The sequence below is a fragment of the Peribacillus deserti genome (assembly GCF_016909175.1).
Classification (GTDB): Bacteria; Bacillota; Bacilli; order Bacillales; family DSM-1321; genus Paraperibacillus; species Paraperibacillus deserti.
The window spans coordinates 1-23,233 of sequence record NZ_JAFBFI010000012.1; the positions used below are offsets into that span (position 1 = coordinate 1).

29 protein-coding genes and 3 pseudogenes are annotated in these 23,233 nt (G+C 38.1%); 28 read left to right on the forward strand and 4 right to left on the reverse strand.

All coding sequences use genetic code 11. The annotated features are described in order from the left end of the window. The first annotated feature begins 290 nt into the window (after nucleotides 1-290). From JOC77_RS13275 to JOC77_RS13310, 9 genes and pseudogenes are all read left to right on the forward strand, one after another. On the forward strand, nucleotides 291-776 hold the full coding sequence (locus JOC77_RS13275; protein ID WP_204544028.1) for a DinB family protein: 486 nt from the start codon (nucleotides 291-293) through the stop codon (nucleotides 774-776). A 409-nt stretch (nucleotides 777-1,185) separates the two neighbouring features. Next, on the forward strand, nucleotides 1,186-1,662 hold the full coding sequence (locus JOC77_RS13280) for a CarD family transcriptional regulator (protein WP_204544029.1): 477 nt from the start codon (nucleotides 1,186-1,188) through the stop codon (nucleotides 1,660-1,662). Between the two features lie 442 nt (nucleotides 1,663-2,104). Continuing rightward, on the forward strand, nucleotides 2,105-2,296 hold the full coding sequence (locus JOC77_RS13285) for a cold shock domain-containing protein (protein WP_204544030.1): 192 nt from the start codon (nucleotides 2,105-2,107) through the stop codon (nucleotides 2,294-2,296). 148 nt (nucleotides 2,297-2,444) lie between these two features. Further along, nucleotides 2,445-2,597: a sporulation protein Cse60 gene (locus JOC77_RS21310; protein ID WP_338047228.1), complete on the forward strand. Its 153-nt coding sequence runs from the start codon at nucleotides 2,445-2,447 to the stop codon at nucleotides 2,595-2,597. A 168-nt stretch (nucleotides 2,598-2,765) separates the two neighbouring features. Continuing rightward, nucleotides 2,766-2,969 carry a cold-shock protein gene (locus JOC77_RS13295; RefSeq protein ID WP_096340629.1) on the forward strand — a complete coding sequence of 68 codons (204 nt, stop codon included), beginning with the start codon at nucleotides 2,766-2,768 and terminating at the stop codon, nucleotides 2,967-2,969. Between the two features lie 273 nt (nucleotides 2,970-3,242). Then, nucleotides 3,243-3,683, forward strand: coding sequence for a YybH family protein (locus JOC77_RS13300; protein WP_204544031.1), 441 nt, complete (start codon nucleotides 3,243-3,245; stop codon nucleotides 3,681-3,683). Nucleotides 3,684-4,012: 329 nt separating this feature from the next. Then, nucleotides 4,013-4,597: pseudogene (locus JOC77_RS13305) on the forward strand (cupin domain-containing protein); the annotation flags it as partial. A gap of 96 nt (nucleotides 4,598-4,693) precedes the next feature. Then, a pseudogene (locus JOC77_RS21315) lies at nucleotides 4,694-4,918 on the forward strand (DUF5661 family protein); the annotation flags it as partial. A 231-nt stretch (nucleotides 4,919-5,149) separates the two neighbouring features. Next, nucleotides 5,150-5,566, forward strand: coding sequence for a hypothetical protein (locus tag JOC77_RS13310; protein ID WP_204544032.1), 417 nt, complete (start codon nucleotides 5,150-5,152; stop codon nucleotides 5,564-5,566). 182 nt (nucleotides 5,567-5,748) lie between these two features. Here the strand turns inward: JOC77_RS13310 and JOC77_RS13315 are convergent, their stop codons facing one another. Next, the gene (locus JOC77_RS13315) at nucleotides 5,749-5,910 is read right to left on the reverse strand and encodes a hypothetical protein (protein WP_204544033.1); all 162 of its coding nucleotides are present in this window, start codon (nucleotides 5,908-5,910) and stop codon (nucleotides 5,749-5,751) included. Between the two features lie 203 nt (nucleotides 5,911-6,113). On the opposite strand from JOC77_RS13315, the pseudogene JOC77_RS13320 reads away from it, so the two are divergent. The 11 genes and pseudogenes from JOC77_RS13320 to JOC77_RS13370 all read left to right on the forward strand — a co-directional run. Then, nucleotides 6,114-6,272 (forward strand): annotated as a pseudogene (locus JOC77_RS13320) (universal stress protein); the annotation flags it as partial. Nucleotides 6,273-6,489: 217 nt separating this feature from the next. Further along, entirely contained in the window at nucleotides 6,490-7,638 is a 1,149-nt protein-coding gene (locus JOC77_RS13325; protein ID WP_204544034.1) for a monovalent cation:proton antiporter-2 (CPA2) family protein, read from the forward strand. A gap of 532 nt (nucleotides 7,639-8,170) precedes the next feature. Further along, nucleotides 8,171-8,431: a metal-sensitive transcriptional regulator gene (locus JOC77_RS13330; RefSeq protein ID WP_204544035.1), complete on the forward strand. Its 261-nt coding sequence runs from the start codon at nucleotides 8,171-8,173 to the stop codon at nucleotides 8,429-8,431. Nucleotides 8,432-8,557: 126 nt separating this feature from the next. Continuing rightward, entirely contained in the window at nucleotides 8,558-9,040 is a 483-nt protein-coding gene (locus JOC77_RS13335) for a DsrE/DsrF/DrsH-like family protein (protein ID WP_204544036.1), read from the forward strand. 26 nt (nucleotides 9,041-9,066) lie between these two features. Further along, the gene (locus JOC77_RS13340; RefSeq protein WP_204544037.1) at nucleotides 9,067-9,438 is read left to right on the forward strand and encodes a rhodanese-like domain-containing protein; all 372 of its coding nucleotides are present in this window, start codon (nucleotides 9,067-9,069) and stop codon (nucleotides 9,436-9,438) included. Between the two features lie 15 nt (nucleotides 9,439-9,453). Continuing rightward, the gene (locus JOC77_RS13345; protein WP_204544038.1) at nucleotides 9,454-9,750 is read left to right on the forward strand and encodes a rhodanese-like domain-containing protein; all 297 of its coding nucleotides are present in this window, start codon (nucleotides 9,454-9,456) and stop codon (nucleotides 9,748-9,750) included. Between the two features lie 52 nt (nucleotides 9,751-9,802). After that, entirely contained in the window at nucleotides 9,803-10,372 is a 570-nt protein-coding gene (locus tag JOC77_RS13350) for a sulfurtransferase TusA family protein (protein WP_204544039.1), read from the forward strand. Nucleotides 10,373-10,411: 39 nt separating this feature from the next. Next, a complete protein-coding gene (locus JOC77_RS13355; RefSeq protein WP_204544040.1) occupies nucleotides 10,412-11,539 on the forward strand; it encodes an MBL fold metallo-hydrolase in 1,128 nt (375 codons plus the stop codon). Between the two features lie 16 nt (nucleotides 11,540-11,555). Continuing rightward, nucleotides 11,556-11,783, forward strand: a complete 228-nt coding sequence (locus JOC77_RS13360; RefSeq protein ID WP_204544041.1) for a sulfurtransferase TusA family protein — start codon at nucleotides 11,556-11,558, stop codon at nucleotides 11,781-11,783. Between the two features lie 33 nt (nucleotides 11,784-11,816). Next, nucleotides 11,817-12,593, forward strand: a complete 777-nt coding sequence (locus JOC77_RS13365; protein WP_204544042.1) for a sulfite exporter TauE/SafE family protein — start codon at nucleotides 11,817-11,819, stop codon at nucleotides 12,591-12,593. Between the two features lie 24 nt (nucleotides 12,594-12,617). Continuing rightward, on the forward strand, nucleotides 12,618-13,004 hold the full coding sequence (locus JOC77_RS13370) for a DUF302 domain-containing protein (protein ID WP_204544043.1): 387 nt from the start codon (nucleotides 12,618-12,620) through the stop codon (nucleotides 13,002-13,004). Nucleotides 13,005-13,118: 114 nt separating this feature from the next. On the opposite strand, the gene JOC77_RS13375 is transcribed toward JOC77_RS13370, so the two are convergent. Further along, the gene (locus tag JOC77_RS13375) at nucleotides 13,119-13,331 is read right to left on the reverse strand and encodes a hypothetical protein (protein ID WP_204544044.1); all 213 of its coding nucleotides are present in this window, start codon (nucleotides 13,329-13,331) and stop codon (nucleotides 13,119-13,121) included. Between the two features lie 286 nt (nucleotides 13,332-13,617). After that, nucleotides 13,618-13,941 (reverse strand): ArsR/SmtB family transcription factor, encoded by a 324-nt coding sequence (locus JOC77_RS13380; protein ID WP_275585078.1) that lies wholly within the window; start codon nucleotides 13,939-13,941, stop codon nucleotides 13,618-13,620. Nucleotides 13,942-14,316: 375 nt separating this feature from the next. On the opposite strand from JOC77_RS13380, the gene JOC77_RS13385 reads away from it, so the two are divergent. The 3 genes from JOC77_RS13385 to JOC77_RS13395 all read left to right on the forward strand — a co-directional run bounded on the left by JOC77_RS13385 (nucleotide 14,317) and on the right by JOC77_RS13395 (nucleotide 17,027). After that, nucleotides 14,317-14,844, forward strand: a complete 528-nt coding sequence (locus JOC77_RS13385; RefSeq protein WP_204544045.1) for an arsinothricin resistance N-acetyltransferase ArsN1 family A — start codon at nucleotides 14,317-14,319, stop codon at nucleotides 14,842-14,844. After that, nucleotides 14,828-16,189, forward strand: a complete 1,362-nt coding sequence (locus JOC77_RS13390) for an NAD(P)-binding domain-containing protein (protein ID WP_204544046.1) — start codon at nucleotides 14,828-14,830, stop codon at nucleotides 16,187-16,189. Before JOC77_RS13385 ends, JOC77_RS13390 begins: the two co-directional genes overlap by 17 nt. A gap of 106 nt (nucleotides 16,190-16,295) precedes the next feature. Next, nucleotides 16,296-17,027 carry a hypothetical protein gene (locus JOC77_RS13395; protein ID WP_204544047.1) on the forward strand — a complete coding sequence of 244 codons (732 nt, stop codon included), beginning with the start codon at nucleotides 16,296-16,298 and terminating at the stop codon, nucleotides 17,025-17,027. 263 nt (nucleotides 17,028-17,290) lie between these two features. On the opposite strand, the gene JOC77_RS13400 is transcribed toward JOC77_RS13395, so the two are convergent. Then, nucleotides 17,291-17,740, reverse strand: a complete 450-nt coding sequence (locus JOC77_RS13400; protein ID WP_204544048.1) for a hypothetical protein — start codon at nucleotides 17,738-17,740, stop codon at nucleotides 17,291-17,293. 799 nt (nucleotides 17,741-18,539) lie between these two features. Between JOC77_RS13400 and JOC77_RS13405 the strand changes: the two genes are divergently transcribed. The 5 genes from JOC77_RS13405 to hutH all read left to right on the forward strand — a co-directional run bounded on the left by JOC77_RS13405 (nucleotide 18,540) and on the right by hutH (nucleotide 23,215). After that, on the forward strand, nucleotides 18,540-18,986 hold the full coding sequence (locus JOC77_RS13405) for a TniQ family protein (RefSeq protein ID WP_204544049.1): 447 nt from the start codon (nucleotides 18,540-18,542) through the stop codon (nucleotides 18,984-18,986). A gap of 177 nt (nucleotides 18,987-19,163) precedes the next feature. Then, on the forward strand, nucleotides 19,164-20,171 hold the full coding sequence (locus tag JOC77_RS13410; protein ID WP_204544050.1) for a helix-turn-helix domain-containing protein: 1,008 nt from the start codon (nucleotides 19,164-19,166) through the stop codon (nucleotides 20,169-20,171). A gap of 351 nt (nucleotides 20,172-20,522) precedes the next feature. Next, a complete protein-coding gene (locus JOC77_RS13415; protein ID WP_204544051.1) occupies nucleotides 20,523-20,987 on the forward strand; it encodes a GNAT family N-acetyltransferase in 465 nt (154 codons plus the stop codon). A gap of 166 nt (nucleotides 20,988-21,153) precedes the next feature. Next, the gene (gene hutP, locus JOC77_RS13420) at nucleotides 21,154-21,603 is read left to right on the forward strand and encodes a hut operon transcriptional regulator HutP (protein WP_204544052.1); all 450 of its coding nucleotides are present in this window, start codon (nucleotides 21,154-21,156) and stop codon (nucleotides 21,601-21,603) included. Between the two features lie 94 nt (nucleotides 21,604-21,697). Further along, nucleotides 21,698-23,215, forward strand: a complete 1,518-nt coding sequence (gene hutH, locus JOC77_RS13425) for a histidine ammonia-lyase (protein WP_204544053.1) — start codon at nucleotides 21,698-21,700, stop codon at nucleotides 23,213-23,215. The last annotated feature ends 18 nt before the right edge of the window (nucleotides 23,216-23,233 follow it).

The window sequence follows — 23,233 nt, forward strand, 5'->3', positions numbered from 1 at the left end:
AGGCACCATAGTATATCGACCTTCCTCTCCTAGCCGTAAGATCAGTATGGACAGGAAACCCATTTTCATATTCTGTGGTGCAGCAGTGCTGCATGATTGGCTAACGGGTGCGTTAGTTAAAGAAGGAGGGCTGCTACGGCAGCTTTTTTTGTTATTCAGCTAACTGGGCAGTTTAGTTGAACAAAGAATTTATACTTTGTCTGTTGAAATTGTAATACTAAATAAGGTTTTTTAACAATCCTAAAGTAAATTTTACGGTTAATTTATTTTCTTATTGCGGAGGGGTTTTATTGCAAACACTTTTTAGATATAACTGGATGGTAAGAAAAGACTGGTATCGTTGGTGTGAAGTGTTAAGTGAAGAAGAGCTATTGCAAAACCGAACGGGTGGTCTGGGAAGTATATTGCATACACTTTTCCATATTGTTGATGTCGAGTGGAGTTGGATACGTCTCTTACAGGGGAAAACTGACTTTCAGGAGAGTTTCGATAATTATAAAAGCTTGAATAAGGTTCGAAAATTGGACGCGGAATTTCATTTAGAAGTAGAGAACTTTGTGAACAACTGGGATGCTAGTATGGAAAATCAATTATTTTACGATACCCTGCCAGATGGAAGAATTGTAACTGATACTTGGGGTGAAATTATGCGACATGCCATTGCTCACGAAATTCACCATATAGGACAATTATCAATTTGGGCAAGAGAATTGGGAAGAAAGCCTGTTTCTGCAAACCTTATCGGTCGGGGGCTTTCCTCTCATTCGAAAAAATAATTCAAATAGATATTAATTTATTCAGTTTCTGTTCATTAACGTATGCGATGCTCTAAAGTGGCATCGCCTTTTCCATTGTCTATTATAGGACTGTTTTGTGGAGCAAAGTGTGTTTGTGAAATTGTGTACTTAAGCTAAAAGGTGCGATTGCAGAACAAGGCAGTCGCTTTTTGTGTTATTTGCGCAGGAAGGTTTTATAAAGAATAATAATATTAAGGTTAGTAGAGGTTTCAAAATATACGCGGGAAAATCAACCTTCCCTTTATTAGTAATCCGACACGATTCCTATTGTTTTTGCTTTTTCTGATCTTTAAAGAAAAAGTAGTTGACACTGAAAATAAATTTATGATATTATTAAAAAATTTGATAAAAAATAATATATATGTTAAGGTTAAGAAGGTTACCATATATGGAGGTGGATTATTTGTTTCAAATTGGCGATAACATTGTTTATCCAATGCACGGAGTAGGTATAATTAAAGCCATAGAAGAAAAGGAAATTTCAGAGGAAAAACAACAGTATTATGTCATAAAAATGTTAATCAGTAATATGCAAGTCATGATTCCTACGGGTAAAATATTGAGTTCAAGTATACGCCCTGTTACTGACATAATTGCATTAAAACACATCATAAACATTTTTCATCATGGAGAATCAGATAGATTACTGCCGTGGAAACAAAGGTATAAAGTGAACACGGACAAAATAAAAACGGGTAAAATACAAGAATGTACTGAAGTTGTACGTGATTTAATGCGTATGAAGAAAAAAAAAGCACTTAATACAAGCGAAAAAAAAATGTTAGATAACGCACATGAATTTTTGATTAGTGAACTGGGATTAATTAAAGGGATTACTGAAAATCAAATAAAAAGTTTCTGTTAAGGTTAATTTAAGAAAATGTATTACATCTCCCCAAAATATCCTGAATTTTTTGGAAATATGTTTATTATTAAAAGTAAATCTTTTCAAAGACATTCAACTTCTCCAACTCACCTTTAGAGCATTAACCTCTTTTGTTATTTCTACAATCTAATCCATTTTTATTATTTAAATTTCTTTTACGAATGTTTGAAGTTTCATCAAATAACTCGATAAAATAGTCACTTGATTTTTGCAATCCTGATTCACACTGGCACGGACAAGGAGCCGTAAGGATGAAAGAGAGGTAGGGCTTTCATTGTTTTAGGTATACAATATATTATTTAAGTCATTATTTCTAGAAGAAAAAACAATCAATCTCACCTCTATCTTTAAGAATTTTTTACATCTACTGAGACAGTGAATAGTAATTGTTTATCTTCTTTACGTAAAAGAGAAAAACGAATTGGTAACACCATATGGTCAACTACAAAAATGGTTTCCAGACCAGGAAACCATTTTTTATTTTATTTACATAACAATAGTAAAGATTACTGGTGATGGTTTTAAATCCTTTGATGAAGGGCAATGCGTACAATTTGATATTCTAAAAGGACAACGTGGCTCTCAAGCAGTAACGTTTCTAAAATTTAATTGATCTCCTACCCCTTTGTAAATATGAACTCTGATCATAGGGGGGGACCAAGCATAATCACCGCTTTGTACTTGAGTATACTTTTGTCATTTCCTTTTACTTCAATGTTTTCCCCCCAAAAGGTTTTCAAAGTACAGACTTCGCAGAACTTATTCGGGTAGTTAATGATTTTCTTGGCTCATTAGAGGAAGGAAAGCTGATAGATGTTAAATACACTGCTGTTCCTCTTGCTGTAAGCATGCACACAGAATATGGAGTGAATCCTGATACAAAATATACGGCAATGATTATCATAAAGAAATAGTGAGTTCAATGGATTTTTCTGTATCTTGACATTTCTTGCAAAAAATGTTATGATTAAAAAGAATTATTTTTGTTCGGTGTAAAGGACTTGTAACTTTTCATCTTGATGATCACTGAGAGCAGGGATAGTATTACATTGTGTGTGTTTACACACTAGGAGGCAATACAAATGGAAAAAGGTAATGTAAAATGGTTTAATGGCGAAAAAGGCTTCGGATTCATCGAACGTGAAGGTGGAGACGATGTATTCGTTCATTTCTCAGCGATTCAAGGCGAAGGTTACAAAACTTTAGATGAAGGTCAAGCAGTGACTTTTGATGTGGAGCAAGGTCAACGTGGACCTCAAGCTTCAAACGTACGTAAAGCTGCTTAATTTTACAAAACAGGGAAGGCAGGCTCTTTTATGGGAGTCTGCTTTTCTTTTTTCTGTGAAACAAAGAACCCCCACTCGTAAAGGAGTAGGGGAATAAAGATTGTGATGAATTGCACTTAAAGTAACGGGTGCGTTAGTTGAAGAATGTATGGCTGCTATGACAGCCTTTTTGTTAATTACTAACTGGCAGGTTAGTTGAAGAAGGAAAAAAATGTTTGAATATAGAATACATATAAACACTTGAAACAAAAGTAAGTAAAGGGGATGCATTTGATGAAGAGGAATTTTATCAAAGTTCAGGACGTGCTTGAAAATTACAAGTCTTCAGTTTACGAAAAAGATGTTGAAAGATTCTTAGCGACCTATGCCCCTGAAATACATATATATGATTGCTGGGGTAACTGGGAGATCAAGGGTATTTCACACTGGAGGGCAAATGTGGAAGAGTGGTTTAATGGTTTGAAGGTGGACGGTGTTTCACTTAATGTGGAATTCAATGACTTAGTAATAGAAGAAAATATGAATCTTGCATTTGTTCATTGTACTGTTACCTTTGCTGCTCATGATATAAAATCGGGAGATAAACTTCGTCAAATGACAAATCGTTTTACATTTGGATTAAATAAAAAAGATGATTTCTGGCAAATATCTCACGAACATTCATCCTTACCAATAAATATGGAAACTGGAAAGGGTATTTTTAATTTAAGGTAAAAAGGATAAATTAATTTGTTTAAGAATGGGGCTGCTGAACCAGCAGCTTTTCCATTGCATAAAAGGTCAGGTTACAATTGTGAAGAAATGTACTTAAACTATCGGGTGCGTTAATTGAATAAAATATTGCTGCTTAGGCTGCTTTTTTGTTCATCAGCTAACGGGGCAGGTTAGTTAAAGAAGGAACTTTACTTATTTAAGTTGTTCCATTAGATTGAGCAAATGTTAAAAGCTAATTAATTCACTAAAGGGGCAAACCTGAGTATTAGTACATTTCCTTGAAATAGGGCATAGGATAATTTAAAAAATCTTCGAAGGTGTTGAGAAAATTGTACGATGCTCCTTTTTCGTATTCCCACCAATATCAATTTCCAAATCCTAATTATTTTAATGAACCAATAAATAACAATATTATACAGGCCAATTACTGGACCACTCACGATGTTGCTAACCGATTGGATTTGTTTCAATCATCAAAAGGAAGAAATAAAATCGGTCTAAAAGATTATGGACGGAACCCCTTTGTAATCAATATTAATGCAGCTGCAAAACAAAACAGTAACTACCGCACTGCATTATGGACAGGAAAGTATTTACAAGTTACATTGATGAGTCTTAAAGCCAGGGAAGATATCGGTTTAGAAATTCATTCTAACGTAGACCAATTTTTACGCATTGAACAAGGTCAAGGGATTGTTCAAATGGGCAAGAGAAAAAACAATTTAAATTTTGTACAAAATGTTTCTGATGATTCTGCCATTATGATACCTGCTGGAACATGGCATAATGTAACCAATACAGGCAATATCCCGTTAAAACTTTATTCTATATATGCACCTCCACAACATCCATTTGGCACGGTTCATGTAACTAAAGCAGATGCTTTGGTTGCGGAACACCATTCTGCCTATGGAAAGCACTATTCCCATCCAACAAAGTATCCAATTAGGATTCAAACCAATATGGTTAAAAATAGTTTTTCTAAAGAGGAAGCAGCAGCCATAGCTTTACTTTTAGGCATTGACTTTGATAAAAGTAAATTTGGGTTAGAAGAGTTTTTGATGGGAGTGAACACTGAACTTGAACATGGAAAACGGTCCAGCCAAACAAATGTTACAGGGGACGATCCTATTATTACAGGGAAAATTGCACTAGCTCATCTTAATGAATTTCCTGATTATTATAAAAGGTTAAACAAACTTGAGGAAGAAGCAAAATCGTATTGGAACAGATGAAATAGGTTCACTCCTGCTATGGATTGGATGCTTTACTCAGAGCGTATGAATAATTTAGAGGAACTGAAACAAATGATTAATTGTTCAAGAAACTGAATGTCCAAACGGGGCATTCTTTTTTTGTTTTACTATTTATTTTGGTTTTTCGTTCAATCACCAAAATTTGGGTCACTAAAGACTAAACTTTTGCTAATGAGAATAAAATTAACAAGGATACCAAGGAGGTGTAGGATGAAAAATTATGCATTTCTGTTGGTTAGCTTTGTATGGATATTTATGTTGGCAGGATGTTCCCTGGGAATTAATGAAAAAACATTTTATGATGTCCTAACGCCAGTTAAAGGGGATAAAAGTTCTTTCAGGACGGAACGACATATTTCCAAAAAGAACGATGTGAAAACAGTTCAATCTATATTGCATCACGCGAAATGGGCGAATGTTAAGGTTGAGATGGATCGCCAAGCCGACTTTATGGTGTATACCAACAATCCTCAAGCTTCAGAGAAAGCGGCCAGTTATTATATATGGGTAAACCCTGGCAAAGATGTGTTAGAAATTTTGTATACAGACCAGAGTAAGTATGTGAAACTGCCAAAAAAAGATTCAAAAGTTTTGTATCATTTATTAGCTGGGAAAGACCTGAAATAGGTCTTTTTTCTTTTTATTTCCACAATAAACGCAGAGGATTAAATAAGAATGGTAAGTAATAGATATACAAGGTGGATGATATTGCAAGTAAGGCAAAATCTAAAATCCCTTCCGAATTGGAGGGGTTACTTTTATGTACTCGTCAGCAATATCTTCTTAGTCGCCAGGTTATTCTAAGTATTTCAAAGATCAAAATTAATGAGGCTTTCAAAGATATTTGCTAGGTTGTACTGGACCCCTTGCAGGTTACTATTAACCTTCTTAAGTTCAAGTCCGATAAAAAGGAGTAAGGCAAGGAGCAGGAAAGCGAATATATATAAGCTGATAACATGATTCTTTTTCATGGTTATCCCCCATCTATTCTTTTTATCATGTGTATGTAGATCTTTATTTTAGCATTCTTTAATTATTGTGACTTCGCGACAATAAAGCTTGCTAATCAATTCATATTCAAAATTAAAGCTGTGCTAGTTAAAGAACATAGTTATTATGGGTAAACGCTACTGACCGCCTAAGGATGACATTTACATTGAATTCCAACCGTTCCCATCCTGGTCCCACAATTGTAGATTATGCCAATAAAGAACATTTCGATCTAGTGATACTTGGCAGCCGTGGCTTAAATTCTTTACAGGAAATGGTATTGGGCAGTGTAAGCCACAAGGTGGTTAAAAGAGTTAAATGTCCTGTTCTGATCGTAAAGTAATTGAAATCAATCGATTAAATTAATTTCATATCAATATTGGGTTGCCAAAATAAATGAGTTTTTATGTGACCTATGATATGATTACATTACTAAAAAAGAATATTCAAATGTTTTGGAGGAGCCTGTCACCAAGGGATAAGTATGTCCTAAGGTGACGGGCTCTTTTTGTATTTTTTTAGCTGTTAAAATGAATAACTATTAACGAGGGGTGGAATTTGTGTTAATACTTCAATTAGCCATTATTTTAATTGCGTCAAAAATAGCTGGGAGCCTAAGTGTAAGATTGGGTCAGCCTGCCGTTCTTGGTAAACTCCTTATCGGAATTGTACTGGGTCCATCGGTTTTAGGACTAGTGCACGAGACTGAAACACTGGAGGAGCTCAGTCAAATCGGTGTTATTCTGCTTATGTTTATAGCAGGATTAGAAACAGATATAGATGAATTTAAACGAACGGGTAAAGCTTCCGCATTCGTTGGACTAGGCGGGATTGTTGTTCCCTTAGTCATAGGTTATTTAACAGGCATTGCTCTAAATTTATCAGTATTTGAATCCTGGTTTTTGGGTTTATTGCTTTCGGCTACAAGTGTTAGTATTTCAGTTCAGGCACTTAAAGAGATGAATCAACTGCAAACTCGTGAAGGAACCACCATACTGGGTGCAGCTGTTATTGATGATGTAGTGGTCATCATTGCTTTGGCATTTTTAATGAGCTTTGCTGGTGGAGATGTCAATTTAACCACAGTTGTATTGAAGAAAGTATTGTTCTTTGCGGGGGCTATTCTTGTCGGATGGAAAGTGGTCCCTTGGTTCTTGAAAAAGTTTTCTTCATTGAAAGTTACGGAAACGGTGATTTCTTCCGCTTTAATTATTTGTTTTGTTTTTGCTTATCTGGCTGAATACACTGGAGTGGCTGCCATAATAGGAGCTTATATTGCTGGTGTGGCAATTAGTGTAACAAGATTTAAAGATGAGGTATTGGAAAAGGTAGAGACGATAAGTTATTCCCTGTTTGTTCCCGTATTCTTTACATCCATTGGGATTACTGCCCAATTCACTGGCGTTACAGAGAACTTTGGTTTAATCGTCGTTTTAAGTGTTATAGCTATATTGACGAAATTGATTGGCGCCTCTGCTGGGGCAAAATTGGCGGGATTCAATTGGATGGGTTCGTTGGGAATTGGATCGGCAATGGTCTCAAGGGGAGAAGTAGCACTAATACTTGTAGCGATTGGGTTAGAATCCAAACTGCTTACACAAGACATGTTTGCTGTCATTGTTGTTGTAATATTAGTTACAACGATTGTCACACCTCCAATGATGAAAGTATTCTTTAAATCAAAAAGCCGATTAAAGAATGTAGTATAAAAATCATAGTAAAAATAAAGACCTCCAACGCATCTGGTGGTCTTTACGAAATTAATTCGATTGCTAGGTGACCAATTCATACGAATACTTTTGTTTATCATTCTAAGGACTGATTAGGGGTTGACTTTATACCCGTGGGGGTATACTATGTACATTGTAGATAGGCCCTAATGATTGGTGGTGTTCCTAATACTAATACTAATCTTAATCCTACTGGCAATGTCCTTACTGCCAAGTTTTTATAAACGTTATTATCCTGTAAAACACGTTCCATGTATAGAAAAACCAGTTGGTTTAAAGCATAATAATACGATGATTTTGGACATTAGGGATTATAATGAGAAGGGAACCAATTCAGGTGGAGATTCAATGAACATCCCGTATGCGTATTTAAATCGTTACTATGGTGAAATTCCTTCTAGACAGCTACACCTGATTGCTTCTTTAGGCATGAGGTTCTTAAGGGCAAAGGGGTTTAATGTATCGAGCTACATGTTAACAAAATGCCCATGTAAAGAGGTGTAAAATAGTCATGGAATATAATAATGGTGTCAAAAATCGGTTAAAACGAATCGAAGGTCAAATTAAAGGTGTTCTAGCAATGATGGAACAAGGAAAGGATTGCAGGGAAATCGTAACACAACTATCCGCAGCTAGGAATGCCATTGATCGCACCATGGGTGTCATTGTTAGTACAAACCTGGAACAGTGCGTCAGAGAAAATGTAGAAAAAGGTGAGTCAACAGAGCACCTCGTTAAAGAAGCTGTTGAGCTTCTAATCAAAAGTAGGTAAAAGTTCATCAACCGCTGGTGTACCAGGGTTGGCGGACTTTTCATTTGAATAAATATATACCCTTACCCGTATAGGTAAAATTGATTTTGCGGGCCATACGGGTACAAACACCAAGGAGGAACAAAAATGAATCAGCAAAAGAAGAAGACAACGATTGTTTTATTTAGCGGTGATTATGATAAGGCAATGGCCGCTTACATTATTGCAAATGGAGCTGCTGCCTATGATCATGAAGTAACCATCTTTCACACTTTCTGGGGGTTGAACGCTCTCCGTAAAGACGAACAGGTACCAGTGAAAAAACGACTTATCGAAAAAATATTTGGCAAGATGATGCCTCGCGGAGCCGATAAAATGGGATTATCGAAAATGAACTTTGCAGGAATGGGGCCTAAAATGATAAAAGAAGTCATCAAAAAACATAATGCCATGACCCTTCCCCAGCTCATTGAGATGGCACAAGAACAAGAAGTCAAATTAATCGCCTGCACTATGACCATGGACCTTCTGGGTTTGAAAGAAGAGGAATTGTTGGAAGGCATTGAATATGCTGGAGTGGCCGCCTACCTAGGTGAGGCTTCAGAAGGTAATGTGAACTTATTTATTTAATAGTTTCAGGGAAAGAGGTTAGGAGAATGATTGTTATCGGAACCCTATTGAATATAGTGTTGATTGCTTTTATCATTTGGTTCTTATTGCAGCGTATTTTACCTGTATCTGGAGTCAAAAACATGAATATGAGCGAACTGAAAAAGAAGCTGCACCAAAACGATATCCAGTTCATTGACGTTCGAACCCCTGCTGAGTTCAAGGCTAACCATATCAAAGGTTTTAAAAACATACCTTTGGGAGAACTACACAAAAGAAGCCAAGAACTATCAAAGCAGAAAGAGGTATATGTGATTTGCCAAAGTGGCATCAGAAGTTCACGGGCGAGTAAATTATTAAAAAAGATTGGTTTTGAACACATCACTAATATTACAGGCGGAATGAATGCCTGGCATTAATAGGAGGAAAGTTAAATGAAGCAAATGACACCGAAAGAGGTTGAAACATTACTCAACAACAAGCAGCCAGCCAATATTATCGATGTAAGAGAAGTAGATGAAGTAAAGACGGGTAAAATTCCAAATGCCATTCATATTCCATTGGGGCTACTTGAGTTCCGTATGCATGAATTGGATAAATCAAAAGAATATATCATTGTGTGCCGTTCAGGAGGAAGAAGCTCCATGGCCTTCAAACTGCTTGAAAGCCATGGTTATAAGGTAATTAACATGTCAGGCGGAATGCTTGAATGGCAGGGAGTAGTAGAGTAAATTTTTTTAAGAACATAAATACCCCCAGAGGTATAAAACAGGAGGAGAAACGATGATACATTCAAACAAGGTCTTAGACGCAAAAGGGTTGGCATGCCCGATGCCAATTGTTAAAACAAAAAAGGCAATGAACGACTTAGGAGCAGGACAGGTAATTGAAGTTCAGGCAACCGACAAAGGTTCTACGGCTGATTTAAAGGCTTGGGCAATTAGGATGGGACACCATTACTTGGGAACCGTCGAAGAAGGGGAAATTCTTAGGCATTATGTCCGTAAATCAGGCGGAGAAGAACAAAAGGATAAACGGCACCCTCATGTAGTTTCCAATGATGAACTAATTAAACTGATGGAAGAAAAAAAAGACATGCTGGTGTTGGACGTTCGTGAATCAGCTGAATACGCATTTAACCATATTCCGAACGCAGTCTCTGTTCCTTTAGGTGAATTAGAAGAACAAATAAACGAGCTTGATAAAGAGGCGGAAGTATATGTGGTTTGCCGTACTGGGAATCGAAGCGATCTGGCCGCACAAAAGTTATTCGAAGCTGGTTTTAAAAAAGTAACCAACGTGGTTCCAGGCATGAGCGAATGGAATGGAGAAACAGAAAAAGCTGTAAAATAAAACATTTTTTTAAAAATTATACTATGGGGGGTATTTTAGATGACTGTAAAACCAATGACAGTTAAAGAAGTCACAAAAAAAGTGATAAGTAAGGATCAATTATTTATTTTAGACGTCCGCAACCATGATGCGTTCGGTGATTGGAAAATTGAAGGAGAAAACTTTGAGTATCTGAATATACCCTATTTTGATCTGCTTGACGGTGTGGAAGATATAGTGGATAAACTGCCGTTAAATAAACAGGTACTTGTAGTGTGTGCAAAAGAAGGATCATCCGTGATGGTAGCTGAAATGCTGTCGGAAACTGGTCTCTCCGTTCACTACCTTAAAGGCGGCATGAAGGCATGGAGTGAATATTTAGAGCCAGTTAAAATAGGCGACCTAAAAGGTGGCGGTAGCCTTTATCAATTTGTTCGTATCGGAAAAGGCTGTTTATCCTACATGATTGAGTCACAAGGAGAAGCGATAATTGTGGACGCTGCCCGAATGACAGAACACTATGAGACCTTTGCCAATGAAAATAACATTCTCATTAAGCATGTTGCAGATACCCATCTCCATGCGGACCATATTTCAGGTGGGAGAAAATTGGCTGAAAAAGTGGGAGGAACCTATTACATTCCTCCAAAAGATGCCGAAGAAGTGGTGTTTGATTTTGCGGAGCTACAAGAAGGCAAAGAAATCCTTGTCGGCGGTACGAAGGTAATCGTCCAACCGCTTTACACGCCTGGCCACACCATTGGAAGCACTTCACTCCTAATTGATGATAAATATTTGTTAACTGGCGATATTTTGTTTGTGGAATCAATAGGCCGCCCTGATTTGGCTGGCAAAGCGGAGGATTGGGTCGCAGATTTAAGAGAATCCCTTTATGACAGATACAAAAAGTTAGACGGAGGCTTAATGGTTCTGCCTGCCCATTTTTCCAAGGTCTCTGAACTGGGTGAAAACGGAAAAGTCACGGCTAGCTTAAAAGAATTATATGAGCGTAATGAGGGGCTCAATTTGGAGTCTGATAAATTCCGAACTCTGGTTACGGATAACTTGCCTCCACAGCCAAACTCATACCAAGAGATCCGCCAAACCAATATGGGGAAATTGAAACCTGATGAAGAAGAACAAAGAGAAATGGAAATTGGGCCCAACCGCTGCGCGGTCCATAATTAAAAAGGAGGATATACAAATGAACGCAGATAAATTCTTGGATGCAAAGGGTCTTGCTTGTCCTATGCCAATCGTAAAAACAAAAAAGGCCATGGATCAACTGGAGTACGGCCAAATTTTAGAGATACATGCAACAGATAAAGGAGCAAAAAACGACCTGTCAGCTTGGGCAAAATCAGGCGGGCATGAACTTATGGAACACACTGAGGAGAATGGGGTTCTAAAGTTTTTCTTAAAAAAAGGATAACCTCATGACGAAAAAGCTTAAGGTGGTGAGAATATGGATATAGGGTTTATCGTCACGATCTTGGCAATCGGCTTTATTGGTTCCTTTTTTTCAGGAATGTTAGGAATTGGCGGGGCCATCATTAACTATCCCATCCTTTTATACATTCCGCCTCTGATGGGTTTGAATGGATTTACAGCTCATGAGGTCTCTGGGATAGTCGCGATCCAAGTATTCGTTGCAACCCTCGGGGGAGTTTGGTCCTACCGAAAAGCGGGTTATATTAATAAACCTCTTCTTCTGGTTATGGGATCGAGTATATTATTAGGAAGCCTGATCGGGAGTTACTTGTCCCGCTCGATTTCTGAAAACAGTATCAGCATCATTTATGGATTGTTAGCCTTGTTCGCGGGAATCATAATGCTTGTTCCCAAAAAAGGATCAGACCATGAGTTTGCTGATTTTAAAAGATGGCTGGCATCCCTCCTTGCTTTTGTTGTTGGTCTTGCCTCTGGAGTGGTAGGAGCTGGCGGTTCTTTTATCCTCATTCCGATCATGCTGGTGGTACTGAAGGTTCCATTGCGAATTACAATCGCGACATCATTGGCCATTACCTTCATTTCTTCCGTAGGGGGAGCGATAGGTAAGATAACGACTGGACAAGTGTTGTTCCTTCCAGCTCTTCTTATGATGGCAGTGAGTCTGGTTGCTGCCCCGTTTGGAGTGAAAATCAGCAAAGCTATGAACACAAAGGTACTACAATGGGCCTTAGCATTTTTGATTTTAATTACCTCAGTCAAGATTTGGACTGATATCCTCTTTAAGTTATAGCTATGAAGGAGTGAAAAGGGTTATATGTTTCATTATACAGTTGAGAGCAATAAGTCAGTAGAAGAAGCGATCGCTTCGCTTGAGACTCATTTAAAGGAAGAGAAATTCGGTATATTGTGGCGACTTGACCTTCCTGCCAAATTGCATGAAAAAGGCGTAGACAGTTACAATAATCCTTATCACATCTTAGAAGTATGTAATCCAAAGGAAGCGGCGAGGGTCATTGAAATCAATGAACTAGTCGGTTATTTTCTGCCATGTAAAATTACTGTATATCGCTCAGGTGGAACAACGAAAATCGGTTTGCCAAAACCAACTCTGATGGTCGGAATGCTTGACGATTCCCAGTTGAAAGAAATAGCAGAAAATATTGAGGCTACTTTAATGAAGGTATTGGATAAAAGTAAGTAGTTCAATTGATTTGTGTGGAAAAGTCAAATCATCGAGTAAAGAGTGAATTAGGTAACCCTTGCACAGGAAAAGAAGCACAAAAAAAGAGGAGAGAGCACCTCTTTTTTTGTACTATTATTGTACGGCGTCGCTCTTCGTCAATTCCTCATAGGCATCCATAAAGCTTTTATAAGTATCTTTTCCGTATAGTTTCTTGTTATTTTTAAAAAATAGCTCCAGCGTCAGATCTTTAGCATGTGCGAGGCAGCAGGCACGTGCAGCCCAGACAAGCTTTATATAAGATAAGAAATATTCCTTTTTTAGCGCTCCGCCATGATTAACAGTCAAGCCAATCCCTCCTTTAAGTAATCTTTTCATTAGAATATTATTCTCTATAAAAGGTTAAGCACAACTCAGACAGGGTTCCTTAACAAAATTAGTATCAGTGTCTTTTCCTGAGGTTTTGTCATCTGTTTGTATCTCGTAGTATTTCCAGGCATCCTTAGTATTCTGTTCAATCTCATGTTGGAGAGATTTAGTCATCTCAAAAATTACATATTCATAAAAAATCCTCCTTTAATCAAATAATATTGATATATTAATCAAAAAAAACTGATTTAAAACCGAAAAAAAATTAACAACTTGGCTTGAACACGCAACAAAGTTCGTGGGAAAGCATATGGTTGATCTCATCTTGATTGATTTGATAATAACTCCAAGTTCCCCTTGTTTCTTTAGAGATGATGTTCGCATCAAGGAGAATCTTTAGGTGGTATGATAACTTTGACTGAGCCATTTCCATAAGCGGAGCCAGATCGCAGACGCACATTTCTCCTTTTTGGGTCAGGATATTCATGATTTGAAGACGTTTTTTATCGGCCAATGCCTTGAATTTAGCCTCGTATTTCTCAAAGAATTTTTCCATAGATACATCTTGTATTTGGATTTCTTGATTCATCCTTAATTCACCTTTTTCTTAATCAAATCTTCTTGATGTACCCATAGTATACCCAAAATTTTCTTGTGTCAATTTTTTTAATCAAATATTTTTGATTAAAAACATTTGTTTTTTGTTGGTTTACTTTAATTTTTTTGCAGTATATGAAAGTGTTAAAAAGAGGGGAAGGGACACAAACCTAAAAAGGGATAAATATCAAATACTTTTAATAAAAGAGTTGTAATTAGAAAATACTGCTAATATACTGAGTTTATCAAATTAATTTGATTTACCGATTTTAAATCAAAAAATATTGTTTAAAGGTTGGATTAGCAAATCGTGCTGGAACTAAAAACTGCCGAATATAATGTAGCGGTTGTGGGGTGGCTTAAAAAAATGAGTCAAATTAAAATTCGAACGGCTTTTCTTAGCGATCTGGATGACATCCTGGTGATCTATAACGAGGGAATAGCGGACCGAATCGCTACCTTGGAAAATGAAACGAAAGATATGTCATATATCTTGGACTGGTTTAATAAACATCAAGATCGTTACAAAGTGGTAGTGGCTGAATGTGATCAAAAAGTAGTCGGTTGGGCGAGTTTAAACGTGTTCAATGCCCGTGCTGCCTATAATGGCGTCGCAGATCTTTCCGTGTATATCCAGAGAGAATACCGCGGAAAAGGCATTGGTAGAAGATTACTAACATCTATTGAGACACTGGCGAAAGAAAATGGGTTTCACAAAATCGTTCTCTCTACATTCCCATTCAACGAGCTAGGGCAGAGTCTCTATAAGAGAATGGGATATCGGGTCGTAGGAGTATATGAGAATCAAGGAATGTTAGACGATATATTCGTCGATGTGATGGCGATGGAAAAACTTATTAATATAGGAGGTAAGGAAAATGGGTCAAATCGATAAACATTCACTTCCAGTTGCGATTATAGGGGGAGGGCCTGTCGGTCTTGCCGCAGCAGCTCATTTAATTGAGAAGGGTGAGCCATTTATCCTGTTTGAAGCGGGCAACAGTGTAGGTTCAAGCATGCTTGAATGGGGGCACGTCCGCATGTTTTCACCTTGGCAGTATAATATGGATAAAGCGGCCAAGGAGTTACTGCTAAAGTCAGGCTGGACATCTCCGAAAGAACAGGAGCTTCCAACAGGCCGTGAACTGGTGGAAAACTATCTTCTTCCGCTAAGCAACCTGCCAGAAATAAAAGAGAACATCCTGTTAAATGCAAAAGTGGTAGGAGTGGCTAAAAAGGGACTCGACAAGCTAAAAACGGCCCAAAGAGACCTTGCTCCCTTTGTATTGTATGTAGAATTAGACGGCGAAACAAGGGTATTTGAGACGAAGGCAGTCATCGATTCATCAGGAACATGGAAAAATCCAAATCCCATCCTTTCTAACGGCATTTGGACAAAAGCAGAAAAGACTTTGAAACATCGGATTTTTTATGGAATACCAAACGTGAAGGAACTGGAAGAGCGATATAAAAATAAAAAGGTGATGGTGATCGGGAGCGGCCATTCTGCAATCAATGCGCTTCTTGAATTAGCGTCACTGAAGGAACAATTCCCAGAAACGGGTATTCACTGGGTTCTACGAAAGTACAGGATTCAAGATGTATATGGAGGCCAGGAAAGAGATGGATTGCCAGCCCGCGGGGAACTCGGCATCAACATTCAACGATTAGTCGAATCCGAACAAATTAATGTTCACACTCCCTTTTATATCAACAAAGTAAGTGAATTGAAAGGCACGATTACTGTAACAGGAGAGTCAGGCAACGAAGAATATTCAGTAGAAGGAATCGATGAAATCATCGTCAGCACTGGATTTAGGGCAGACGTAACCTTCCTGAATGAAATTAGGCTGAGTATAGATTCTGCTGTTGAAAGCGTGGAGGCTCTTGCACCGCTTATCGATCCCAACGTCCATAGCTGTGGAACGGTCAGACCACACGGGGAAGCGGAACTTCGTCAGCCTGAGAAGGATTTTTATATCGTGGGCATGAAAAGCTATGGGCGGGCACCGACTTTCTTGCTTGCGACAGGATATGAACAAGTCCGTTCAGTAGTAGCCTATTTGACAGGGGACCTGGAAGCGGCAAAAAAAGTCCAATTGGAACTTCCTGAAACAGGAGTGTGCAGCACAAATATTGTGACCAGCTGCTGTACTTCAGAAAATTCTGTCCAGGAAACAAGTTCTTGTTGCAGTGCACCAGTTGTTCTAGAATTTAAAAGTTCTTCTTGCTGCGGGTAAATACAAAAAGACCAGTCTGCTTTGATTCAGACTAGACGTGTTGTATGATCGGCTAACGGCGATAGTTCAGAATTTAACCGTCCGTATTAATCGGGCGGTTTTTCTTGTGTTCAGACGTTACCTTAGAAAAAGCTTGGATTCTGTTAGACATCTGGATAAAACATACCATGCGATTGGTCTTAATAAGAGTGAGTTGAATGAAATAAGTGAACATGGGGATATTGAGTTTTTTCTACGGTTACCTGAGGATAATTTTAAGGACCTGTCTTTCAAGCTTATTTTTAATAGTGCAGAATACAAAAGAGAAAATTTGGACTTTAGTACGTATTTAGCCTTAACAAGTGAAGATATAGTTTATGATTTGCTAGAGCTACTATCGATATATAATTTAACTAATACATTAGAGTCAAGAACGGTAAAACATAAATATGTCTACGATAAGATAAATTCGCGTAAACTCATTAGATTTGTAAAGTTTTCGAAATTAGCATATCTCCGCACTAAAGTGGAACATGACTATTTATATATAAATAGGTTAAAGAGAGATACAGTAGATAATTTATATGTAGGTATTAAAAAGCGGTATGAATCAGTAGTCGGTGAAACCAGCAATCCTTGGATATCTGGAAACATCGTAGGGAGGTTGACTGAAATAGTAAAAACACGTATAAACAATTTTGTTTCTCTGTTTGAGAATGTAAAACAAGAAATGGATATACAGATATCGTTTTTAAATACAATTATTGACTATAAAAGGCAGAGACGAATGTTTTTACTCACAATTGTATCTTTAATCGTATCGCTTATCGCTTTAGCTGTATCTATTTTAGCGTTATAATCGTTGAACTCGGTAGCCCCATGGCATACCTATCCTTTCGGAAAAGCAGTTCCTAGCAGGCAGGACGACAGAGAGATGGTCGCAATATCCAATACGGAGAGCTACCAAAATGCAAATCCTCTATTAATCATTGTCCGTAACGGCCGTATGGAATTTCGGATAGGTACTTTTAGATATCAAAATTCAGAGCGCACCGATCTAGCATATGAGGTGTATGGTAATAGCATATAAATCCCTTGTAAACTAGAAATTAAAAAAGGAGGCTAACGGCCTCCTTTGTGATATTTATCTGGGACCTTTTCAATATGAGCCTTGTATTCTTCATACTTCTCCTCGGCCGCCTGCAAAGCTTCCATCCTAGAGAGAGAGTCTTCAGCTGCGTTACCTAACACTGCCTGTTCATGGACACTTTCAAGCATGTGGAATTTTGTCCAATCGCTTTCTTTCATAGGACCTGAAAAGTAATAAGCAACATAGTGCATTCTGATTCCCCCTACTAAATGGCTTTGGAATATAAGGAGTATGCAATTAGAATCATTGTGCATTCCATATTCTGTCCAGACCCAGGTACACCCAGTATTGTATCCTTCCCATTTCTCTAACTCTACAAAGTCTTTTATTTCTGAATAGGCTTTGTATTTCTTTCTTCCAATGAACCTCGTTTGTGCTCGAAGTCTTCTCCATTCTTCTACAAATTCTTCTGCCCATTTCAATCATTATTGACCTCCTTGCTACTTGCAGGATTTTTTCTATAAAACTAAACAAAAAGTGTCCCTTTAAAAAAACACAGGGATTTAGAAAAGTCATCAGGAATTGTGTCAGATATGTTATGGTGATTTGAAAATAGGGCTCTATGTAGACTTTTTTTGTTCCGCATCCAAGCCTTAAAAAACGGTTTCGGAACTGGAAAAGCATTTCGGTGTGTATTTTTAAAACTGTCAGCATAATGGTAGATTTTTAAACACTAATCATGAGGAAGTTCGCTTACATTCTCCTTATAAAAGATTAAACCAGCTCTCTTGTAATGAGTAAGGGCTTTTTTTTACTGAAGGATATTTTATAAAGGGAAAACCAGAATTTATTTTCTCCTTAAATTTTGTTATGTAAGCTGGTATATTCTTCAGCATCTGCATGAGGGTAATTATATTCAATCGGATCATCTCCAATAAAAAATTGAATGAACAGCAACAACTTTTTCTCTATCGAGAATTAAGACATTTAGTATCACCTCTCTATAAATGAAAAAGGATAATCAAATGTTTGTTAGATTACCCTTTTCCTTTACTGTTCACTCAAATGAATATTTATATGTACATATGTTCATAAATATGAATAGTCGTATCTATTTTGGTTACAAATATAAATGGAAACACATTACTTTTTATGAAGGAGGTACATATATACCCATTTGTTGCTTATTAGAAAAAGAATTAAATCCTTCTAAAATCCTTTACCGAAGGAGGCCCTATCTGTGTACTCGTCTGTTGATCATATTGAATGGAGGAGGAATACATGAAGAAGTTAATCAAGTGTCCACCTTTATTGAATGGGGAGAGCCTGTCCAGTTATGTATACCGCTTGAGCGAAGATAATTATTATGAGTCTGTCTTCACTTTCCTAAAGATCATTAACGTACCCTTTTCTCATTGGGAATCGAACATGCTTGATGAGGAGAGCTGCATGCGGTTATCCAGATTGATCGATTACAATGCTGATGAATTGTACCAAGTATCCGTGAATCATTTTGTAAAAAACACCGATTCAACCTTGCATAAGGTTGGCATGCTTAAACAATATGTCAAGTACTGCCCAGCATGCAAGCGATATTCGAAGGCAAAGGGGGCAGGGTATTTAAGAATTTATCTTTCGATGAGCTGCTCCTTCTATATAAGAAACATCTCTATCTTCTCGACAGTATCCCTCACTATGCGGGAAACAGTGAGGAACAGGAACAAATAAAGATCCGATACGATTCCAGCAAGTTTTTCTTGAACGAAAGTCTGGAAGCAGCCCAAATTCACCTTTACTGGATGCATCAAGATTTCCCTAGCCGATTTTTTTGAGGTCCTCGATCAATTCTTCTTGCTGCCTTTCAATAGAAGGAAAAGGAGAAAGTGTGAGTTTGAAGCGTTGCTTTTGCATGACAAATTTCGCTTCATTCAAGATGCTTATGCAGCCTACGAGCGGCAGGAAATTACAAATGGAAATGTACCTCGGAATATTTCTTGCATCAATCCTGATATTGCAGAGTGGGTTAAAACGAAATTTTTAATGAAGAAACAAATACAGACCAGCTACAACCTCACTAGAGAAGAAGCGAAGGAGTTATGTTCCTGGATGAATCCTCAGGTATATATAAGGGATAAAACCAAAATTTGCCATTATTCCGTAGAGGAAATAGAAGAAAAGGTAGCGGTACTTTATGACAAAAGAACCAATGTCATCCTAAAATGTGAAGCTGCTAAGATGTTAGGGGTTAGCGTAGACACCATTCCTTCCTTAGTAAATGCAGGGTTTTTACAAGAAGTTAAGTTTATGAAGAAAATATATTTATGTAAAAAAACTTTAAATAACCTTCAGAAAGGTTTTGATGCAAAATCCCTGACATCTGATGCCAATTGCGTATCCTGGGGGCGTTTGTTTGATAAATACAGAACTAGTGGATTGTGTGTGGTTGACTTAATCTATTTGCTGTCATCCAGAAAAATCGCCGCCTACTCATTGTTTCAGTCTAACAAGGTATCGGACTTTTATTTCATGCCTGGTGATGTTGAAAAAATCATTCTATATATAACGGAACGGACTATCAACAAAAGGGGCTACTGTTTGGGACAAGCTGCCAAAGCCATTAGTGTAGGGGAAAGGACAGTGCATAAATTGATCGAGCTTGGGTTGCTCAATCCAATCAAAGCCGCAGCAAATAATAATAGAAGAAAAGAGTATTTTTTCAATATAGAAGAGATTGAAGCCTTTCATAGGAAATACATAACCCCCAAGGAAGCGGAGAAGGTTTACGGGAAAAGCCAGAACTATTTCCGTAACCTTGTATTCAGAGGAAAGGTGGATAACGTTCTTTCTGGCACTTGTTCCAAAGTGCTATTGAATAGAAGGGAAGTGATGGAGTACATGAGGTTAAAAAGATAGTTTGTGAGAAAAATGTAAAACTAGAAAAAAAGAAAAAATGACAAAAAATTATACTATATTTTTCCACAAAATATATGTAATTCCAATTATGTATATGCAATTCCATATTTGTATATCCTTTTCCAATATTGCGATCTGCTTCCATAGACTTGCTATTGTCAGAATGCTTTGGGGTCCATTATGCTGTTAAACGTACCGCGAAAACATAAAGGAGGTGAGCACCTTATGAATGCTTAAACAAGATGTTTATGCTTATGTGGAGAGGCTAATGCTTAAAGGCCCTTATGGGAGGTCTTGCTGCGAAGGAAGCTTGAAAAATATTAGAAAAGATCCTTTAAAAGAGAGGGCATGATGGAGCACATTATTCGGTTTGCCAATATAGAAGACAAGGAGAGCTGTCTTACGTTTGACCATCAAATAGATGAACAGCTTCTGCTAAGTAAAATACAGCTCAATCAGATTATCCTCCTCGAAATCGATAGAGTTATCCGATGGTATATAAAACTGGATATTATTTGGAGCAACCTCCCATTTCTCAGCCTGATTAAAGTGACCGGAGAGATCAGGGGAAATGGATATGGTCAAGAGCTTCTCAAGTTCCTGGAGAAAGAACTGAAAGATAAAGGTTATTCAGTACTGCTTTCTTCGTCACAGGTAAATGAAACAGAGCCGCAGAAATGGCATCGGAAAAATGGGTTCCAGGAATGTGGGATCTTGACTGGGATAAATGGGCAGGGAATAGGCGAGCTCTTCTTTAAAAAGGAATTGATTACTAAGTTTTATAGAGCATCTGCCCGACCTGAGCTGGTTTTATAAGGATTTATCCATGAATGTCTCAAATTAACAGCTCTTATTGCGACACTTTTCTCTTAACAGGAAAAGTGTTTTTTTCGAATTTGTTTGACAGGACAAATTAAACCACTATACACTAAGGGGAGTTATTAGTTAATTAAGAAAATTTTTTATATTAAGTGAGATGTATATGCTGCAGATTAAAAGAAATCGAATTGGATTAAATGCTATATTGCTGGCATCGACTGAAGCAGAAGAAGAAAACAAACTTTACAGGCAGCTCCGCGAGAGCGGCTATATTTTCTGCAGCGGCAAAGTTGGGTCGATGGATACTCATAAAATTGTTGCAGCTATTGAAACGGCAGCGAAGAGGAATGAAGTTGTTGATGGCTCGCTTTATCGTGAAGTTCATGCTTTATACCATAGCTCAATTGAAGCTGTCCAGGGAATGACCAGGGGGCAGGCTCAGATAGGGGAATTGCTTAGGACGGTTGGCCTGAGGTTCGCTGTTTTAAGAGGAAAGCCCTTCCAGAATCCTGAAGAAGGTGAATGGATTGCGGTAGCTTTATATGGGACCATTGGAGCCCCTATAAAAGGGTTTGAACATGAAACGGTAGGGCTGGGCATTAATCATATCTAAAAATTTTTTCAGTCCATAGTTAAAAGTTAAATGGGGGCTGTATCACTTTATTGTGGTACAGCCCCTTTATTATGTTAAAGAGGTGAAGTGATAAATGGTAGTCTTAAATGGTAATTCTTTAACCTTGCAGCTCGCCTATCAGGTCCTGTTTCAGAAAGAAACAATCACAGCTTCGCCTGAAGCATTGGCTAAAGTTATCTGCAGCAGGGAAGCAGTAGAAAGTATAGTTGCGGAAAAAAGGATCGTTTATGGAATTACGACAGGCTTTGGAAAATTTAGTGATGTATTAATAGACAGCAGCGATGTGAATGATTTACAAACCAATCTTATTCTTTCTCATGCCTGTGGTATCGGTGAGCCATTCCCTGAAATAGTGTCGAGAGCCATGCTTCTTTTAAGAGCAAATGCTTTACTCAAGGGTTATTCAGGAGTCCGTCCGATCGTAATTGAACGGCTGATCCAGCTGGTCAATACAGGCATCCATCCAGTAGTTCCCCAGCAAGGGTCACTCGGGGCCAGCGGTGATTTAGCGCCTCTGTCTCATTTAGCGATGGCCTTAATGGGAGAAGGGGAAGTTTTTTATCAGGGAGAAAGGGTTTTAGCCATGCAGGCTTTAGCAGCGGAAGGTATTCCTCCTTTAACTCTTGAAGCAAAAGAAGGCCTCGCCTTAATAAATGGCACTCAGGCCATGACGGCAATGGGTGTAGTTACTTATCTTGAGGCAGAGAGTCTGGCTTATCAATCTGAGGCAATCGCAGCTATAACTATGGAAGGATTACAAGGAATTATTGATGCTTTTGATGAAGATATACAGAGGGTAAGAGGCTACAAGCAGCAGATGGATGTGGCAGAGAGAATGAAAAGATGGCTGCATGACAGTAAGCTCACAACAAAACAGGGAGAATTACGTGTGCAGGATGCTTATTCCCTTAGGTGTATTCCGCAGGTGCACGGAGCTTCGTGGCAGGTACTTGACTATGTAAAAGAAAAACTTGAAATTGAGATGAATGCGGCTACCGATAATCCTCTGATTTTTGAAGGCGGCAAGGTCATTTCTGGCGGTAATTTTCACGGACAGCCGATTGCGTTTGCGATGGACTTTTTAAAATTGGGAGTAGCTGAACTCGCTAACATTTCCGAGAGGCGGATAGAAAGGCTTGTAAATCCTCAGCTAAATGATTTACCTCCATTTTTGAGCCCTCAGCCAGGGCTTCAATCAGGAGCCATGATCATGCAATATGCCGCGGCCTCACTCGTATCTGAGAATAAAACACTGGCACATCCTGCGAGCGTTGATTCTATTCCTTCATCTGCGAATCAGGAAGATCATGTAAGCATGGGCACCATAGCTTCGAGACATGCTTATCAAATTGTCGGTAATGCACGGAATGTCCTGGCTATAGAAATAATCTGTGCCATGCAGGCCGCTGAATATAGAGGCAGGGGTAAAATGGCATCTAAGACTGCTGTGCTCATGGAGAAAGCGAGAGAAATCGTTGAACCTATTGAAAAGGACCGGATATTTGCAAAAGATATTGAAAGAATGGCTGCCTGGCTGCAGGTTACTAACTTTTTGCCTTTTTTAGAAATCGAAGCTTCGGTTAATTTGTAATGATCTAAATTGAGAGGG

What these genes read in the sequence shown, in the direction of transcription:
- JOC77_RS13360 (WP_204544041.1), top strand. Translation starts at nt 11,556, where the DNA reads ATGAACGCAGATAAATTCTTGGATGCAAAGGGTCTTGCTTGTCCTATG.
- JOC77_RS13315 (WP_204544033.1), bottom strand. Translation starts at nt 5,910, where the DNA reads ATGAAAAAGAATCATGTTATCAGCTTATATATATTCGCTTTCCTGCTC.
- JOC77_RS13390 (WP_204544046.1), top strand. Translation starts at nt 14,828, where the DNA reads ATGGGTCAAATCGATAAACATTCACTTCCAGTTGCGATTATAGGGGGA.
- JOC77_RS13335 (WP_204544036.1), top strand. Translation starts at nt 8,558, where the DNA reads ATGAATCAGCAAAAGAAGAAGACAACGATTGTTTTATTTAGCGGTGAT.
- JOC77_RS13405 (WP_204544049.1), top strand. Translation starts at nt 18,540, where the DNA reads ATGAAGAAGTTAATCAAGTGTCCACCTTTATTGAATGGGGAGAGCCTG.
- hutP (WP_204544052.1), top strand. Translation starts at nt 21,154, where the DNA reads ATGCTGCAGATTAAAAGAAATCGAATTGGATTAAATGCTATATTGCTG.
- JOC77_RS13310 (WP_204544032.1), top strand. Translation starts at nt 5,150, where the DNA reads ATGAAAAATTATGCATTTCTGTTGGTTAGCTTTGTATGGATATTTATG.
- JOC77_RS13415 (WP_204544051.1), top strand. Translation starts at nt 20,523, where the DNA reads ATGGAGCACATTATTCGGTTTGCCAATATAGAAGACAAGGAGAGCTGT.
- JOC77_RS13365 (WP_204544042.1), top strand. Translation starts at nt 11,817, where the DNA reads ATGGATATAGGGTTTATCGTCACGATCTTGGCAATCGGCTTTATTGGT.
- JOC77_RS13380 (WP_275585078.1), bottom strand. Translation starts at nt 13,941, where the DNA reads ATGAATCAAGAAATCCAAATACAAGATGTATCTATGGAAAAATTCTTT.
- JOC77_RS13280 (WP_204544029.1), top strand. Translation starts at nt 1,186, where the DNA reads ATGGAGGTGGATTATTTGTTTCAAATTGGCGATAACATTGTTTATCCA.
- JOC77_RS13350 (WP_204544039.1), top strand. Translation starts at nt 9,803, where the DNA reads ATGATACATTCAAACAAGGTCTTAGACGCAAAAGGGTTGGCATGCCCG.
- JOC77_RS13330 (WP_204544035.1), top strand. Translation starts at nt 8,171, where the DNA reads ATGGAATATAATAATGGTGTCAAAAATCGGTTAAAACGAATCGAAGGT.
- JOC77_RS13370 (WP_204544043.1), top strand. Translation starts at nt 12,618, where the DNA reads ATGTTTCATTATACAGTTGAGAGCAATAAGTCAGTAGAAGAAGCGATC.
- JOC77_RS13355 (WP_204544040.1), top strand. Translation starts at nt 10,412, where the DNA reads ATGACTGTAAAACCAATGACAGTTAAAGAAGTCACAAAAAAAGTGATA.
- JOC77_RS13385 (WP_204544045.1), top strand. Translation starts at nt 14,317, where the DNA reads ATGAGTCAAATTAAAATTCGAACGGCTTTTCTTAGCGATCTGGATGAC.
- JOC77_RS13345 (WP_204544038.1), top strand. Translation starts at nt 9,454, where the DNA reads ATGAAGCAAATGACACCGAAAGAGGTTGAAACATTACTCAACAACAAG.
- hutH (WP_204544053.1), top strand. Translation starts at nt 21,698, where the DNA reads ATGGTAGTCTTAAATGGTAATTCTTTAACCTTGCAGCTCGCCTATCAG.
- JOC77_RS13295 (WP_096340629.1), top strand. Translation starts at nt 2,766, where the DNA reads ATGGAAAAAGGTAATGTAAAATGGTTTAATGGCGAAAAAGGCTTCGGA.
- JOC77_RS13340 (WP_204544037.1), top strand. Translation starts at nt 9,067, where the DNA reads ATGATTGTTATCGGAACCCTATTGAATATAGTGTTGATTGCTTTTATC.
- JOC77_RS13300 (WP_204544031.1), top strand. Translation starts at nt 3,243, where the DNA reads ATGAAGAGGAATTTTATCAAAGTTCAGGACGTGCTTGAAAATTACAAG.